The 15,459-nt window shown below is 72.5% G+C and carries 12 protein-coding genes; 4 read left to right on the forward strand and 8 right to left on the reverse strand.

Going from position 1 to position 15,459, the window contains the following annotated elements:
• Positions 1-94 precede the first annotated feature (94 nt).
• Entirely contained in the window at positions 95-1,663 is a 1,569-nt protein-coding gene (locus tag ACFWI4_RS14415; RefSeq protein ID WP_387195435.1) for a LamG-like jellyroll fold domain-containing protein, read from the reverse strand.
• A 667-nt stretch (positions 1,664-2,330) separates the two neighbouring features.
• Positions 2,331-4,925 (reverse strand): bifunctional FO biosynthesis protein CofGH, encoded by a 2,595-nt coding sequence (locus ACFWI4_RS14420; protein ID WP_387195207.1) that lies wholly within the window; start codon positions 4,923-4,925, stop codon positions 2,331-2,333.
• Between the two features lie 222 nt (positions 4,926-5,147).
• On the opposite strand from ACFWI4_RS14420, the gene ACFWI4_RS14425 reads away from it, so the two are divergent.
• Complete coding sequence (locus ACFWI4_RS14425) at positions 5,148-6,662, forward strand: CehA/McbA family metallohydrolase (protein WP_387195210.1); 1,515 nt, start codon at positions 5,148-5,150, stop codon at positions 6,660-6,662.
• On the opposite strand, the gene ACFWI4_RS14430 is transcribed toward ACFWI4_RS14425, so the two are convergent.
• Positions 6,634-7,089 carry an ATP-binding protein gene (locus tag ACFWI4_RS14430; protein ID WP_387195213.1) on the reverse strand — a complete coding sequence of 152 codons (456 nt, stop codon included), beginning with the start codon at positions 7,087-7,089 and terminating at the stop codon, positions 6,634-6,636. The two genes, ACFWI4_RS14425 and ACFWI4_RS14430, sit on opposite strands and share 29 nt — an antisense overlap.
• A gap of 212 nt (positions 7,090-7,301) precedes the next feature.
• On the opposite strand from ACFWI4_RS14430, the gene ACFWI4_RS14435 reads away from it, so the two are divergent.
• From ACFWI4_RS14435 to ACFWI4_RS14445, 3 genes are all read left to right on the forward strand, one after another.
• Positions 7,302-8,153 carry a helix-turn-helix domain-containing protein gene (locus tag ACFWI4_RS14435; protein WP_387195216.1) on the forward strand — a complete coding sequence of 284 codons (852 nt, stop codon included), beginning with the start codon at positions 7,302-7,304 and terminating at the stop codon, positions 8,151-8,153.
• 11 nt (positions 8,154-8,164) lie between these two features.
• Complete coding sequence (locus tag ACFWI4_RS14440; protein WP_387195219.1) at positions 8,165-8,356, forward strand: DUF397 domain-containing protein; 192 nt, start codon at positions 8,165-8,167, stop codon at positions 8,354-8,356.
• Positions 8,357-8,565: 209 nt separating this feature from the next.
• Complete coding sequence (locus ACFWI4_RS14445; protein WP_387195222.1) at positions 8,566-9,369, forward strand: DUF4232 domain-containing protein; 804 nt, start codon at positions 8,566-8,568, stop codon at positions 9,367-9,369.
• A gap of 18 nt (positions 9,370-9,387) precedes the next feature.
• Here ACFWI4_RS14445 and ACFWI4_RS14450 read toward each other — a convergent pair whose 3' ends face one another.
• The 5 genes from ACFWI4_RS14450 to ACFWI4_RS14470 form a co-directional block, all read right to left on the reverse strand.
• The gene (locus ACFWI4_RS14450) at positions 9,388-10,128 is read right to left on the reverse strand and encodes a TetR/AcrR family transcriptional regulator (protein ID WP_387195225.1); all 741 of its coding nucleotides are present in this window, start codon (positions 10,126-10,128) and stop codon (positions 9,388-9,390) included.
• A 46-nt stretch (positions 10,129-10,174) separates the two neighbouring features.
• Positions 10,175-10,924, reverse strand: a complete 750-nt coding sequence (locus ACFWI4_RS14455; RefSeq protein ID WP_387195228.1) for an SDR family oxidoreductase — start codon at positions 10,922-10,924, stop codon at positions 10,175-10,177.
• A 133-nt stretch (positions 10,925-11,057) separates the two neighbouring features.
• The gene (locus ACFWI4_RS14460; RefSeq protein WP_387195231.1) at positions 11,058-12,521 is read right to left on the reverse strand and encodes an aldehyde dehydrogenase family protein; all 1,464 of its coding nucleotides are present in this window, start codon (positions 12,519-12,521) and stop codon (positions 11,058-11,060) included.
• Positions 12,518-14,248 carry an amidohydrolase family protein gene (locus tag ACFWI4_RS14465; RefSeq protein ID WP_387195234.1) on the reverse strand — a complete coding sequence of 577 codons (1,731 nt, stop codon included), beginning with the start codon at positions 14,246-14,248 and terminating at the stop codon, positions 12,518-12,520. Before ACFWI4_RS14465 ends, ACFWI4_RS14460 begins: the two co-directional genes overlap by 4 nt.
• Before the next feature lie 20 nt (positions 14,249-14,268).
• Complete coding sequence (locus tag ACFWI4_RS14470; RefSeq protein ID WP_385395312.1) at positions 14,269-15,390, reverse strand: LLM class flavin-dependent oxidoreductase; 1,122 nt, start codon at positions 15,388-15,390, stop codon at positions 14,269-14,271.
• Positions 15,391-15,459: the final 69 nt, after the last annotated feature.

Genomic DNA, 15,459 nt, shown 5'->3' on the forward strand with positions numbered 1-15,459 from the left:
GGGGGGGGGGGGGGGTGGGGGGGGGCGGCGGTGTGTGGGGGGGGCGCCGTGATCGGGGGTGCGCGCGGCCCCCCCTTCCGTGGGCCCCGCGGCCTCACGGGTTGATGTCGGCGCCCCCGCCCAGCTGGATGATCTGGGACGTGCTCAGGACCCCCGCGTAGGCCTGCACCTCGTCCACGTCGCCGTGCAGGTACTCGCCCCAGCCGTCACCGGCCCTGGCCCGGCCGACCTGGAGGGCGCCGGTGCTGTGCCAGCCGTTCGGGAAGCCGGCCGTGGCGGCGCCGCCGACGTTGCCGTCGACGACCAGCCTGATCGTGTCGGCCGCGTCGTCGTAGACCACCGCGAGGCGGTGGCCCGAGCCCTCGCCGCCGTCCGCCCACTCGGTCTCGGAGACCACCTTCTCCGGGGCTCCCGCCTCGTCCTTCTCCGGCATCACGAGCTGCCAGGAGTGCGTGGACGGCTCGTAGCGCACCTTGAAGGCGTCGGTGTGCTCGCCTGCCTGGGAGAGCACGGTCATCGGGTGGGCGGGCTCGGAGTCGGCGAGGCGCACGACGACGCCGAGCGTGAAGCTGTCCCCGGTGTCCACGACCGGTCCGTCGGTGGCCGCGTAGCCGCTCTCGCCGTCCAGGCGCAGATGCCCGCCGCCGACGAGCGCCGGGGGCACGTAGGTGCAGTCCGGGTCGATCTCCGGGATGCAGGAGTCGTCGCCTCCCCGGTAGACCGTCGCGCCCGTGCCGAGCCGCAGCGGGGAGCCGCCGTCCCGCTCGGGGCTCGCGCCGTCCGTCGCGGTCTCCAGCGACCAGTGGCCGAGCCGCTTCGGGGCGCGGCCGGCCAGTTCGGTCACCTCGCCCGGGACGACGACCCGGTCGTGGACCTGGACGTCACCGACCTCGCCGTGCCAGCGGTCGCGGTAGCCCGCGGTGCCGCGGGCGCGGCCGATCTGGAACGCCCCGGCCGCCTCGGCGGGCGTCGCGTCCACCGCGGTGCCGGTCTCGTGGCCGTTGACGTACAGCCGTGCCTTCCCGGTCTCCGCGTCGTACACGCCCAGCACGTGGGCCCATTCGCCGGTTTCGGGCGCGCCGCCCGAGACCCGTGCGCCGCCGATCGCGAACGACCAGGCCGGACCGGTGTCCCCGCCGCGCAGGCCGAGGGTGAAGCCGGGCCCGCCGGCGTCCGTGTCCTGGCTGGCGATCGTCATGGTCCGGCCGGTCTCGGCGGGCCGCACCCAGGCGCCGACGGCGAAGGACTTGCGCAGGTCGGTGGCGGGGGCGTCCGGGGTGAGGAAGCCGTGGCCGCTGCCGTCCAGGCTCACCGTGGAGGTGATGCCGGTGCCCGACGGGGCGGGGCCGCCGAAGGCCGCGCCGATGCCCGCGCGGGCGGCGGTGCCCGTCTCCGCGGCCGCCTTCCGGGAGCCGGCCGCGTCGTCCAGCTTCCAGCGGGCGACGGAGGCGCGGCCGGACTGGACGTTGAAGTCGTAGGTGGTCTGGCCGCTGCTGCGGCCGGCCCGGTCGATCGCGCGGACCTGGACGTGCTTCGGCCCGCCGGTGAGCGGCAGGTAGGGAACGGTCACGGCCGCCCCCGGGCGCTCCGCTGCGACCGTCCCGCTCGGACCGCCCAGGAAGCTGTACGTGTAGGACACCACGTCGTCCGAGGGCGAGGCCATCGTGAAGTGGCCGTAGACGCCGACCCCGTCCACCCAGAACTGCTGGTCGGGGGTCGGGTATTCGGGCGAGGTGACCGTCGCGTTCTGCGGGTTCACGTCGTCGATCACGAACGAGCAGACCGAGCCCTCGCCCTCGTCGCTCCACGGCGAGGTCGCCTTGGTGTCGTTCGCGCGGACGTGCCAGGAGACGACGGTGTCGGCGGGGATGTCGTTCGGCATCGTCCAGTACTGACGCTGCCCCGACGACAGGGTGGGGGTGGTGTAGGAGCGGCGCTGCTCGACCCCCGCCGAGTCGGTCCACCAGGCCTCGAACTCGCCCTTGACCGGGCTCGACTCGGAGGGCTGGTTGTCCTCCTCCGGGTCGTGGAGCACGGCGCTGAGGCGGGGCGCCTGCGCGACGTACGGCAGGTCCGCCCCCGTCGCGCACGCCTTGCCCTCGGTCGCCAGATCCGCGACGAGCGGCTGCTTCGGCGGCAGGTTGTCGAGTGCGTACGCGGTTCCGCCCGCGGTGGTCAGCAGCGCCACCGCGCAGCACCCGACCGCCGGCCATCCACGCACGACGGTTTTTCTTCTCAAATCGCCCTCCCCTGTCGGCACTTGAGCTTGTCGATCAAGCAAGCCGCATGAACCTAACAGGGGCCACCGACAGGGCAGAAAGGGATTTCTCTCAGTCGAGCACCGGCAGCAGTTCCGGCAGGTGGCCGTCGGAGGCGGCCGCCGTGCGTTGCCGTTCGAGGGGGACCTCGCCGTACACGGTCGTACGGGGCCTGGCGGGGCGCCCCGCGGCCTCGGCGACCGCGACCAGGTCCTTGACCGACATGTAGGAGCCGTAACGGGAGCCCGCCATACGGGAGATGGTCTCCTCCATGAGCGTGCCGCCCAGGTCGTTCGCGCCGGAGCGGAGCATCTCGGCGGCACCCTCGGCGCCCAGTTTGACCCAGCTGGTCTGGATGTTGGGGATGTGCGGGTGGAGCAGCAGGCGGGCCATCGCCATGACCGCGCGGTTGTCGCGGGCCGTCGGGCCGGGGCGGGCGATGCCGGCCAGGTAGACGGGGGCGTTGGTGTGGATGAAGGGGAGGGTCACGAACTCCGTGAAGCCGCCGGTCTGCTGCTGGATGCGGGAGAGCGTGCGGAAGTGGCCGAGCCAGTGGCGGGGCTGGTCGACATGGCCGTACATCATGGTGGAGGAGGAGCGGATGCCCAGTTCGTGCGCCGTGGTGATCACCTCGATCCAGGTCGCCGCGGGCAGCTTGCCCTTGGTCAGGACCCAGCGGACCTCGTCGTCGAGGATCTCGGCGGCGGTGCCGGGGATGGTGTCCAGACCCGCCTCCTTGGCCGCGGTCAGCCACTCGCGGATGGACAGGCCGGTGCGGGTCGCGCCGTTCACCACCTCCATCGGGGAGAAGGCGTGGACGTGCATGCCGGGGACGCGTTCCTTCACGGCCTTCGCGATGTCGAAGTACGCCGTGCCGGGCAGGTCCGGGTGGATGCCGCCCTGCATGCAGACCTCGACCGCGCCGACGTCCCAGGCCTGGGCGGCACGGTCGGCGACCTGCTCCAGGGAGAGGGTGTAGGCGTCGGCGTCCGTGCGGCGCTGGGCGAAGGCGCAGAAACGGCAGCCGGTGTAGCAGACGTTGGTGAAGTTGATGTTGCGGGTGACGATGTACGTGACGTCGTCGCCGACCGCGGCCCTGCGCACGTCGTCGGCGATCCGGCACAGGGCGTCGAGCGCCGGGCCGTCGGCGTGCAGCAGCGCGAGGGCCTCGTCGTCGGTCAGCCTCGTCGGGTCGTCGGCCGCGGTCGCCAGGGCCGCCCGTACGTCCGTGTCGATCCTGGACGGCACCATCCCCGGGGCCGCGGCCTCCTTCAGCTCAGCCCAGTCGCCGTACACGGTGTCGAAGTCCTCGCGGCGGTCGCCGGTGCGGCCCTCGGTGTCGATCGTGTGGTGCAGGTCGGTGCGCCCCGCGGACGTGAACGCCTCCTCGGGCTCCTGCCAGGGCCGGCCCTCGACGACCGCGTCCGGCAGCGCGAGGCCGGTCTCCGGGTCCGCCAGCGCCCGTACGTGCGGCAGCAGCCGCGGGTCCAGCCAGGGCTCGCCCCGCCGCACGAACTCCGGGTAGACGCAGAGGCGTTCGCGCAGCTCGAAGCCGGCCTCGGCCGACCGTTCGCGCAGCAGCTCGATCTGCGGCCAGGGGCGTTCGGGGTTGACGTGGTCGATGGTCAGCGGCGAGACCCCGCCCCAGTCGTCGATCCCGGCGCCGATGAGCCGGGCGTACTCGCCCGCGACCAGGTTGGGCGGCGCCTGGAGGCAGGCGGACGGGCCCAAGAGGTGCCGGGCGACGGCGACGGTGGCGATCAGTTCGTCCAGCTCGGCGTCCGGCATCCCGCGCATCGCGGTGTCCGGCTTGGCGCGGAAGTTCTGGATGATCAGTTCCTGGATGCCGTGGTGGGCCCGGGAGATCCGGCGCAGCGCGAACAGCGAGTCGGCGCGCTCCTCGTACGTCTCGCCGATGCCGATCAGCAGTCCGCTGGTGAAGGGGACGGAGGAGCGGCCGGCGTCCTCCAGGACCCGCAGCCGGACGGCGGGTTCCTTGTCCGGGGAGCCGAAGTGGGGGCCGCCGGGCTCGGACCACAGGCGGGTCGCGGTGGTCTCCAGCATCATGCCCATGGACGGGGCGACGGGCTTGAGCCGCTGGAAGTCGGTCCACGACATCACACCCGGGTTCAGGTGCGGCAGCAGGCCCGTCTCCTCCAGGATGCGGATCGAGATGGCCCGTACGTAGGCGATCGTGTCGTCGTAGCCGTGCGCGTCCAGCCATTCGCGGGCCTCGGGCCAGCGGTCCTCCGGCTTGTCGCCGAGGGTGATCAGGGCTTCCTTGCAGCCGAGTTCGGCGCCCTTGCGGGCGATGTCGAGGACCTCGTCCGGGGACATGAACATCCCGTGCCCGGCCCGGCGCAGCTTCCCGGGGACGGTGACGAAGGTGCAGTAGTGGCACTTGTCGCGGCACAGCCGGGTCAGCGGGACGAAGACGCTCTTGGAGTACGTGATGACACCGGGGCGGCCGGCCGCCTCCAGGCCCGCGTCCCGCACCCGCGCGGCCGAGGCGGCCAGGTCGTCCAGGTCCGTGCCGCGGGCCTGGAGCAGCACCGCCGCCTCGGCCTGGTCGAGCGCCACGCCGTCCCGCGCGCGCCGCAGCGCTCGCCGCATGGAGTTCGCCGTCGGCCCGGATCCGGGAGTCGCGCCCGTAGCGGAGGTCGTCATCCTTCGAGCATACGGTCGAGGCCGCCGGGCACAGCGGGACGCGAGGCGCTTCCCGCGCCGCGGTGCATGGGGCCGGCCCGGCCGCACGGCATCTGTCGGTCTCCCCGAAAGCCGTCGATTCCCCTGCCGTGCACCCGCGTTCACAGCCGGCTCCCACAGTGGTCCGTGGCACTTCGCATCACTCATGTCACTGTCACGCCCGACCCCAGGGGAGCAGCAGTTATGTGCGAGGACGACCACGGCATCGGCAGACGCGCGCTGTTCGTGACGGGGGCGGCCGCCGCCCTTACGTTGGGAGGCGTGACCTTTGCCGGCGGTGCGCACGCGGAAGCGGCGGACGACCAGGAGACCAGGACGGTGCGCGGCACGCTGCCCACCGGCTCCCCCGACTTCGTGTACCTCCCGGTCGACGTGCCGGCCGGGGTCGCGGAGATCCGGGTCTCCTACACCTACGAGAGGCCGTCGGTCCCGGCCGGCACGGCGGGCAACGCCCTGGACATCGGGGTCTTCGACGAGCACGGCACGGAGCTGGGCGGCCGGGGCTTCCGGGGCTGGTCGGGCGGCGCGCGCACGGAGTTCTTCATCCGCTCGGACGACGCGACCCCCGGCTACATCCCCGGGCCGGTCCGCCCCGGCACCTGGCACATCGCGCTCGGCCCGTACACGGTGGCGCCGCAGGGACTGGCGTACGAGGTCACGATCACCCTGACGTACGGGAAGCCCGTCCCGGCGCCGGAGCCGGTGTACCCGCCGTCGCGCGCCAAGGGCCGCGGCCGTGCCTGGTACCGCGGCGACTGCCACCTCCACTCCTGGTACTCCGACGGCCGCCGCACCCCCGCGGAGATCGCCGCGCTGGCGCGGTCGGCGGGCCTGGACTTCATCAACTCCTCGGACCACAACACGCACGCCTCGCATCCGCACTGGGCGGACCAGGCGGGCGACGACCTGCTGATCATGCTGGGTGAGGAGGTCACCACGCGGAACGGGCACGTGCTGGCGCTCGGCACGGAGCCCGGCACGTTCGTGGACTGGCGTTACCGGGCCCGCGACAACCGGTTCGGCCGGTTCGCGCGCCGGATCCGCGGGGCCGGCGGCCTGGTGGTGCCCGCGCACCCGCACGCCACCTGTGTCGGCTGCGGCTGGAAGTTCGGCTTCGGGGAGGCGGACGCGGTCGAGGTGTGGAACGGCCCGTACACCCCCGACGACGAGGTCACCCTCGCCGACTGGGACAACCTGCTCGTCGCCTCGGTGCGCGAGGGCCGCGGCTGGATCCCGGCTATGGGCAACAGCGACGCGCACCGCGACCCCGACCAGGTCGGCTCCCCGCAGACCGTCGTCCTCGCCGACGACCTGACCCGCGAGGCGATCCAGGACGGCATCCGCGCGGGCCGCTCCTACGTCGCCGAGTCGAAGCTGGTCTCCCTCTCCTTCTCGGCGTCCGGCGCCAGGGGCGAGCACGCGGGCATCGGGGAGCGGCTGCGGGTCGCCCCTGACACCCCGGTGACGGTCCGTCTGGAGGCCACCGGCGCCCCGCGCTGCACGGTCCGCCTGGTCACCGACGAGGGCCTGCTGTTCACCAGCGATCCCCTGCCGGTCGCCGGCTCCGGAACGGTTGAGTGGCACACGACGGCCGCCTACGCGGCGTACGTCCGCGCGGAGCTGCGCCACGAGACGGCGGCGGGCCCGGTACCGGGGGCACTGGCCGCGTTCACGAATCCGATCTTCCTGGGGGCGTGAACCGTCCCCCGCACTCCGCCCACAGCAGTTTCCCGCCCCTGGACGCGCCCATCTCGCGCAGGACGGACACGCCCCAGGCGTCGGCGCAGGCGCGGACGAGGTGCAGGCCCCGGCCGTGTTCCTCGTCCGCCGGGGGCGGGGAGGTGCGGGGCTGCCCGTAGCCGGGCGGGACTCGCGGGTCGGTGTCCCAGACGGCGACCGTCAGCCGGTCCGGCTCCGTCGACAGGACCCGCAGGGCGTACGGGCCCCGGGTGTGCAGATGGGCGTTGGTGAGCAGTTCCGAGGCCAGGAGCTCGGCGGTCGGGGCGAGTCCGGTGAGGCCGTGGGCGGCGAGGACGGTACGGAGGGTGGCCCTGGCGATGCCGGGGGCACGGGGATCGTGCGGGAGTTGGAGGGTGTAGGCCCACGGCGGCGATACGGTGGCCATCGGAAGTCTCCGCTCACGAGAGGGGGTTGAACTCTTCGTCTCCGGTGCCCAGTGACCTGGCCGCTCCGTCGAACGGGGTTCTTCTGGGCGAGGGCGCCTGAGTACACAGTAGGGGTGCACACAAAGCTGCTTTGCGTGAATCCATGAGATTCCATGCTGAACCCCTCGCGCGGGCGACATCCCGAACAGAGCTTTGCTTCAGGAGGAGTTGGATGGCAGACAGGCCAGCGCCGACGGCCCGTCGGATCCGCGTGGCCACCGAGCTGCGCAAACTCCGTGAGCGAGCGGGCATGACATCCACCGAGGCAGCACGCCGACTCGGTACCGGCTCCGGGCAGCTCAGCAATGTCGAGACAGCCCGGTTCGGAGTCAGCGCCGACCGCATTCGCGCCATGGCCTGCACATACGACTGCTCCGACCAGGCTTTCGTCGACGCGCTGGTCAACCTGGCGGGCGACAGGACCCGCGGCTGGTGGGAGCAGTACCGAGGCATCCTGCCTGCCGGCCTGCTCGATCTAGCCGAACTGGAACATCACGCCGTCGCCCTGCGCACCGCGTTCACCGCACATGTACCCGGGCTGCTCCAGACCAACGACCACGCCCGGGAGATCTTCCGTCACGTCATCCCGGCGCCGACCCCACCGGAGGTCGAACACCGGGTCTCGTACCGGATCAAGCGCCAGGACGTCCTCTACCGGGCAGACCCGGTCCCGTACCGGACCGTGCTCCACGAAGCAGCCCTGCGCATGAAGATCGGTGGCCCCGAGGTGGCTCGCGCCCAGCTTGAGCATCTGCTCGACATGAGCGAGCGGGACCACATCACCATCCGGGTACTCCCCTTCGACGTGGGCGCCTTCCCCGGATCGGGCCAGTCGATCAACTACGCCTACGGTCCTGTGCATCAACTCGACACTGTGCAACTGGACCAGTTCCACGGGCCGGTACTCCTCGACGCCGAGGCGCACCTGGACAAGTACCGGCGACTGCTCGACGCGGTGGAGACCGCCGCCCTGCCCCCGACGAAGTCGCGGGAGTTCATCCACGCCATCGCACGACAACTCTGAAGGGACTCCTCATGGACACCAGCGAATGGCAGAAGTCGTCCTACTGCCAGGAAGGCGAGGCCTGCCTCCACGTGGCCGCCTCCGGCGCCGCAGAAACGGTCCATCTGACCGAGAGCGCCGACCCGGACCACTCCATACTCTCGGCCACCCCCGCCGCCTTCGGCGCCCTGCTCCGCGCGATCAAGAGCCCGGACCGGGGCTGACGACCCGCACCGCATCCCAGCAGGCATCCCAGCCGCTCCCGTTTCCGCAGGTCACGAGGGGTGGGATGGTCCCACCGTCCCAGACCCTCCGATCGCCTTGTCCCAGGCCGACGAGCAATCCGATGCTGTGGCTGTCGCACCGGCCGACGCCGGGCCATCGACCAATGGCGCTCGCGACCTCACACGGACCGAAGACGAAACGGGACCCCATGAACACGCCTGCTCGCAGCAACCACAAGAGCCCCCGGGGCTGGAAGTCCTACGCCTTCGGGGCCGCGGCGGCCGCCTCGCTGCTCGCGGCCACGGCCTGCGGGCACGGCTCGGCCCGGGCCTCGGACGCCTCCGAGCCCGCGGCCCCGCCGAGTGCGACGGCCTCGCCGAAGCCGAGCGGCGCCCCGAGCGAGGCGGGCGGCGAGAGCACCACCGGCACCACGGGCGGCACCACGGGCGGCACCACCGCCAAGACCGGCGGCACGAAGGGCGGCACGGGCTCGGGTTCGGGTTCGGGTTCCGCCACGGGTTCGGGCGGCAAGGCGGCCACCACCGGCGGCGGCACCGCGACCGGCGGCGGCAGTGGCATCCCCGCCTGCACCCAGAAGGAGCTCGGGGTGTCCGCCGTGAAGGAGAGGGACCTGCGGCACCTCGTGCTCACCGTGCAGAACGCGAGCGACAAGAAGTGCAACGTCTACGGCTACCCCGTCGTGACACTCGGCGCCGACGCACAGTTCACCACCCCGGTGATCAAGGACAGCAACGGGACCCCGGGCGAGCCCGTCACCCTCGACCCGGGCCGGGAGGCGTACGCCGCCCTGCTCGTCAGCAGCGGCAACACGGGCGAGCACCAGGTGAAGAGCATCTCGATCCGCCTCCAGGGCAGCAGGCCCGGCAGCAGCGTGGGCACGCCGATCGACGTCCCCCTGCCCGCGAGCTCGCTGAACGCGGACAACGGCCAGCTCGTCACGTACTGGACGACCGCATCCGGCTACGCCCTGGACTTCATCATGTCCAAGTGAGCGATCCCGCCCGGGATTTCAGCCCGTGCCGGACAGCCGGTCCAGCCATTCGGCGAACAGGCCCGTCTCGGCGGGGGTGAAGGCGGGGCTCGGGTCCTGCCGGAGCAGCGCGCCGAGGTGGGTCGCGGCCGCCGGGACGGTGGACGTCCCGGCGCCGGCCGGCCCCGGCCCGGGAGCGGTCACCTCCGGGGTGAAGACGGAGGCGTGCACCGCGTCCCGTACCCGGCGGGACAGGGTCTCGTCCGTGAAGGTCGCCGGGCGGGAGACCAGCATCAGGCAGACCCCGACGTTGGCGGACATGATCATCTGCGCGGCGAGTCCGGGGGCGAGCCGCAGCTTGCCCTGTTCGGCGGCGCGGCCGAGGTCGGCGGTGAGGATCCGGTGGGCCTCCAGCGCCGCGGCGGGCGGGGTGCGCATCGCCGGGGAGTGCATCAGCCGGTAGAGGTTCGGGTTCCGCAGGGCGAACTCGGTGTGACCGTCCCAGCCGTCGCGCAGGTCCTGGACCGGGTCGGTGCCGGGGCGGCGTTCCCGCTTGGCCGCCAGGTACCGCTCCCAGCCGTGGTCGACGACGGCCGACAGCAGGCCCTCCTTGTCGCCGAAGTGGCGGTAGAGCGCGGGGGCGCCGACCCCGGCGGCCTCGCACACGGCCCGGGTCGAGACGTCACCGTCCGGGGACCCGGCGACCAGCTCGGCGGCCACGGCGAGGATGCGGGCCCGGGTGGTGACGGGGGCCGCGCCGGGGTTCTTGGGGTCGCTCATGTCGGTGATCCTGACATCCTCGGCGCCGGGGGCGGAACGGGCGGTGTCAGGCGATGCCGCCGTTGGCGCGCAGGACCTGGCCGTTGACCCAGCGGCCGCCGGGGCCCGCGAGGAAGGCGACGACCGAGGCGATGTCCTCGGGCGTGCCGAGCCGCTCCAGGGGCGGCTGGGCGGCCATCCGGGCGATGGTCTCCTCGTCCTTGCCGTCCAGGAAGAGGGCCGTCGCGGTCGGGCCGGGCGCCACGGCGTTGACGGTGACGTCCCGGCCGCGCAGCTCGCGGGCGAGGATCAGGGTCATGGCCTCGACGGCGCCCTTGGTGGCGGCGTACGCGGTGTAGCCGGGGAGGGCGAGGGCCAGTACGGAGCTGGAGAAGTTGATGATCGCGCCGCCCGCGCGCAGCCGGCGCGCGGCCTGCTGGTCCACGACGAAGGTGCCGCGGATGTTGGTGCGGTGCATGCGGTCCAGGGCGTCGAGGTCCAGGTCGACGAGCGGGGCCAGGGTCATGACACCGGCCGCGTGGACGACGACGTCGACGCCGCCGAAGGTCTCCTCGGCCGTGTCGAAGAGGGCGGCGACCTCCGCCTCCTCGGCGACGTCGGCGCGGAAGGCGACGGCCCGCCCGCCGGCCTCGGCGATCGCCGCGACCACCTTGTCGGCCTCGGCGGCGTTGCCCGCGTAGTTCACGACGACGGCGTACCCCTCGCGGGCCAGCCGTTCGGCGCTCTCGCGGCCGATCCCGCGGGACCCGCCGGTGACGATCGCGACGCGCGCGGAGGTGTTCGGCTGCTCGCTCATGGCGTTGCTCCTTGTCCCGGCCGGATCGGCGGTGTTCCCGCCCCGATGAGAGCAACGCTAACACCATCACCGTAGCACCGCTACCCGGAGGTCTCCCCTCCGGGTAGCGGCGCTACGGCGGACGACGGAGGCCTCAGCCCGGCCAGACGATCGCCTGGGTCTCGCTGTAGGCGTGCAGGGCGTACGAGCCCACGTCCCGGCCCACACCACTCTTCTTGAAGCCGCCGAACGGGGCCTCCATGTTGCGGCCGACCGTGTTGACGCCGACCCCGCCCGCGCGCAGCCGGCCGGCCACGCGGAAGGCGCGGGCCACGTCCCCGGACCAGACGTAGTCGATCAGGCCGTACTCGGAGTCGTCGGCCAGAGCGATCGCCTCCTCCTCGTCGTCGAAGGGCAGGACGACGACGACCGGGCCGAAGATCTCCTCCCTGACGACCCTCATGTCCGGGGTGCAGTCCGCGAGAAGGGTGGGCGCCACGTAGAAACCCGTGGGCAGGGAGGGGCGTTCGCCGCCCGTGACGATCCGGGCGCCCTCCTTGCGGCCGAGTTCGACGTAGGACTCGACGCGGTCGCGGTGGGCGGCGGAGATGACCGGGCCGACCACCGTCCCCGGCTCACGCGGATCGCCCACCTTCAAGTGGGAGGCGTAGGCGGCCAATTGCTGCACGAGGAGATCGTGCACACCCCGCTGCACCAGTACCCGCGTCGGCGCCGTGCAGATCTGTCCGCTGTAGAACGAGAAGGTCGTGCCGATGCCCGCCACCGCCGAGCCGAGGTCCGCGTCGTCGAAGACGATCGCCGCGCCCTTGCCGCCCAGTTCCATCAGCTGGCGCTTCATGCCGCGCCCGCACACCTCGGCGATCCGCTGCCCGACCGCCGTCGAGCCGGTGAAACTGACCATGTCGACGTCCGGGGAGTCCACCGCGGCCTCGCCGGACTCCGCCGTCGAACCGCTCACCACGTTCACCACGCCCGGCGGCACGCCCGCCGCCTCCAGCGCCTCGGCCATCCGGTAGACGGAGAGCGGATCCTGCGGCGCGGGCTTGACCACCACCGTGTTGCCCATCGCCAGGGCGGGGGCGATCTTGCCCGCGGGGTTGGCCCAGGGGTTGTTGTACGAGGTGATGCAGGTGACCACGCCGACGGGCCGGCGCACGGCCAGCGCGCCCATCACGGCGGCCCCGCCGAACGGGCCCGCCTCGTTGATCTGCGGCGGCAGCGCCGTCTCGACCGGTTCGGGCCGCGCGTAGCGCCGGAAGCGGGCCATCCCGACCCCGACCTGCATCCCGCGCGCCGTCCCGGTGGTGGCGCCGCTCTCCGCCCGGGCGAGGTCCGCGTACGGCACGAGGTTGCGCCGGATGACGTCGGCGGCCCGGGCGAGGACGGCGGCCCGCTCCTCGGCGGGGGTGCGCGACCAGGGCCCGAAGGCCTCGCGGGCCGCCGCGGCGGCGGCGTGGACCTGGGCCCGGGAGGCCTCGGGGGCGAGCCCGACCGTCTCCTCGGTCGCCGGGTCCCGCACCTCGTAGAACCCGTGCTCGGGCTCCACCCAGGCCCCGCCGACGAACAGCCGCTGTCCGGTGCTCCGGGAGGCCGTCACCGGGTGCTCACCGTCTCGGTGTCGCGGCCCGAGCGCAGCACCCTGCCAGGCACCGCGCTCGTCACCACGTCGTCGCGGATCGCCTCGGTCCCGTTGACCCACACGGCCCTCACCCCGATCGCCCGGGAGTCGAGCCGTGGACTGTCACCGGGCAGGTCGTGCACCAGGGTGGCCTTCCCGGCGTCGATCCGCTCCGGGTCGAAGAGCACCAGGTCCGCGTGGAACCCCGTCTCGACGCGCCCGCGTCCGCGCAGCCCGAACAGCCGCGCCGGGTCGTCCGTCAGCATCTTCACGGCCTGCTCCAGGGAGGCCAGCGAGCGCCCGCGCAGACAGTCGCCGAGGAACCGGGTGGTGTACGGGGCTCCGCACATGCGGTCCAGATGGGCGCCCGCGTCGGAGCCGCCGAGCAGGACGTCCTGGTGCCGCCAGGTCTCGGCGCGCAGGGCCCAGGAGTCCGGGTCGTTGTCGGTGGGCATCGGCCACAGGACCGTACGCAGCTCGTCGGCCGCGCAGATCTCCACCAGGCAGGCGAAGGGCTCCTGGCCGCGCTCGGCGGCGATGTCCCGCACCACGCGTCCGGTCAGGCCCTCGTTGGCGGCGCTGTAGGTGTCGCCGACGACGTAGCGGCCGAAGTCGGCGAGCCGCCGGAAGACGCCCGCCTCCTTGCTCCGCGCGCGCGCAAGCATCTCGGCGCGGACGGCGGGGTCGCGGAGCCTCGCGATGCGCTCGGGGACGGGCAGCGCGAGGGCCGGGCCCCAGCCGGGGATCAGGTTCAGCGCACAGAAGGTGCCGAGCGACATGTTCATCGGGGTCAGGATCGGCATGGTGAGGGCGACGACCCGCCCGCCGGACTTGCGGGCGCGGTCGCTCGCCTCCAGCTGGCGCGGGACCCGCTCGGGGACGGCGGAGTCGATCGTCAGGACGTTCCAGTTGAGCGGGCGGCCCGCCGCCGCGCTCATCTTCGCGAACAGCTCGATCTCGGCGTCGCTGAACTGGTCGAGGCAGCCGGCCGTGATCGCCTCGATCTGGGTGCCCTCGTGCTCGCCCACGGCCCTTGAGAGGGCGAGCAGTTCGGCGGGTCCGGCGTGCCGGGAGGCGACGGGCCGGCCGTCGCCGTCGGAGTGGGTGGAGGACTGGGTGGTGGACAGGCCCCAGGCCCCGGCGTCCATGGCCTCGTGGAACAGCCCGAGCATGGCGTCGAGTTGGTCCCGCGTCGGCTGTCCGCCCACCGCCTCGGGGCCCATGACGTACCGGCGCAGCGCGCAATGGCCCACCATGAAGCCCGCGTTGACCGCGATCCGGCCCTCCAGGGCGTCGAGGTACTCGCCGAACGTGTGCCAGTTCCAGGGCGCGCCCTCCTCCAGGGCGACCAGGGACATGCCCTCGACCTTGGACATCATGCGGCGCGTGTAGTCGGCGTCCTCGGGTCGGGCGGGGTTGAGCGGGGCGAGGGTGAAGCCGCAGTTGCCGCCCACGACGGTGGTGACGCCGTGGTTGAGGGACGGGGTCGCGTAGGGGTCCCAGAAGAGCTGGGCGTCGTAGTGGGTGTGCGGGTCGACGAAGCCGGGGGCGAGGACGAGTCCGTGCGCGTCCTCGCTGGTCCTGGACGGCTCGGTGACCGTGCCGATCACGGCGATGCGGCCGTCGCGCAGCCCCACGTCCGCGGTGCGGGCGGGCGCTCCCGTGCCGTCCACGACGGTCGCGCCCTTGATCAGATGGTCGAGCATCGCGGAGCTACCCCCTGGACCTAGACGACGGCTTGGCGGAACCGGGTGGTGCGGTGCACCGGGTCCGTGTCGATCTTCGGAATGACGTGCTCGCCGATCAGCCGGATCGTCTGGAGGGTCTCCTCCTTGGGGACGCCGACGGGCAGTCCGAAGCTGAGCTGGTCGGCGCCCGCCTGCTCCCAGCGCTTGCACTGGGTGAGCACCTCGTCCGGGTCGCCGCAGATCAGCAGTTCCTCCTCGATGAGGAGCTCGACGAACTCGGGGGTGTACTCGGGGAGGGTCTCGGGCCAGACGGGGAAGCCCTCGGGGCGCGGGAAGGTGTCGTGGTAGCGGAAGACGAGGGAGGGCAGGTAGTGCAACCCGCCGCCGACCGCGATCGCGATGGCCTCGTCGTGGGTGGGCGCGCAGATGGCGGTGGTGGTCACCATCACGTTGTCGTTGACGAAGTCGCCGATGGGCTCGGCGTCCACGACGGCGGTCTTGTACTGCTCCAGGACCCACTCCATGTCGGCGACCTTCTGCACGCTGAAGCCGAGCACGCCGAGGCCCTTGCGGGCGGCCATGGCGTACGAGGGCGGCGAGCCGGCGGCGTACCACATCGCGGGGTGCGACTTCCCGTACGGCTTGGGCAGGATCTTGCGCGGCGGCAGCGACCAGTGCTTGCCCTGGAAGCCGACGTACTCGTCCTGGAGCCACATCTTCGGGAACTCGGCGATCGTCTCCTCCCAGATCTCCTTGGTGAAGTTCATGTCGGTGATGCCGGGGAGGAAGCCGAGGATCTCGTGCGAGCCGGCGCCGCGGCCGGAGCCGAACTCGAAGCGGTTGCCGGTGAGATGGTCGAGCATGGCGACCTTCTCGGCCACCTTGACCGGGTGGTTGACCTGGGCGAGCGGGTTGAAGATGCCGGAGCCGAGGTGGATGCGGTCGGTGGCGTGGGCGAGGTAGCCGAGGTAGACGTCGTTGGCGGAGAGGTGCGAGTACTCCTCCAGGAAGTGGTGCTCGGAGGCCCAGGCGTACTTGAAGCCGGACTTGTCCGCCTGGATGACGTACTCGGTCTCCTCCATCAGCGCCTTGTGCTCGGCGAGCGGGTCGGTCTCGGCGCGCTTGCCCACGTATCCCTGTACAAAGAGCCCGAATTCCAAGGCGGTTCACCGTCCCCATCCAGTTATCTGACGTACCGTCAGATTCTTTGAGCCGACTGTTCCACCGAG

Source organism: Streptomyces sp. NPDC127038 (genome assembly GCF_042725875.1).
Lineage (GTDB): Bacteria > Actinomycetota > Actinomycetes > Streptomycetales > Streptomycetaceae > Streptomyces.

Excerpts from the sequence above, each read along its gene's own strand:
- ACFWI4_RS14415 (WP_387195435.1), bottom strand. The coding sequence starts at position 1,663 with ATGGCCTCGCCCTCGGACGACGTGGTGTCCTACACGTACAGCTTCCTG.
- ACFWI4_RS14420 (WP_387195207.1), bottom strand. The coding sequence starts at position 4,925 with ATGACGACCTCCGCTACGGGCGCGACTCCCGGATCCGGGCCGACGGCG.
- ACFWI4_RS14425 (WP_387195210.1), top strand. The coding sequence starts at position 5,148 with ATGTGCGAGGACGACCACGGCATCGGCAGACGCGCGCTGTTCGTGACG.
- ACFWI4_RS14430 (WP_387195213.1), bottom strand. The coding sequence starts at position 7,089 with ATGGCCACCGTATCGCCGCCGTGGGCCTACACCCTCCAACTCCCGCAC.
- ACFWI4_RS14435 (WP_387195216.1), top strand. The coding sequence starts at position 7,302 with ATGGCAGACAGGCCAGCGCCGACGGCCCGTCGGATCCGCGTGGCCACC.
- ACFWI4_RS14440 (WP_387195219.1), top strand. The coding sequence starts at position 8,165 with ATGGACACCAGCGAATGGCAGAAGTCGTCCTACTGCCAGGAAGGCGAG.
- ACFWI4_RS14445 (WP_387195222.1), top strand. The coding sequence starts at position 8,566 with ATGAACACGCCTGCTCGCAGCAACCACAAGAGCCCCCGGGGCTGGAAG.
- ACFWI4_RS14450 (WP_387195225.1), bottom strand. The coding sequence starts at position 10,128 with ATGAGCGACCCCAAGAACCCCGGCGCGGCCCCCGTCACCACCCGGGCC.
- ACFWI4_RS14455 (WP_387195228.1), bottom strand. The coding sequence starts at position 10,924 with ATGAGCGAGCAGCCGAACACCTCCGCGCGCGTCGCGATCGTCACCGGC.
- ACFWI4_RS14465 (WP_387195234.1), bottom strand. The coding sequence starts at position 14,248 with ATGCTCGACCATCTGATCAAGGGCGCGACCGTCGTGGACGGCACGGGA.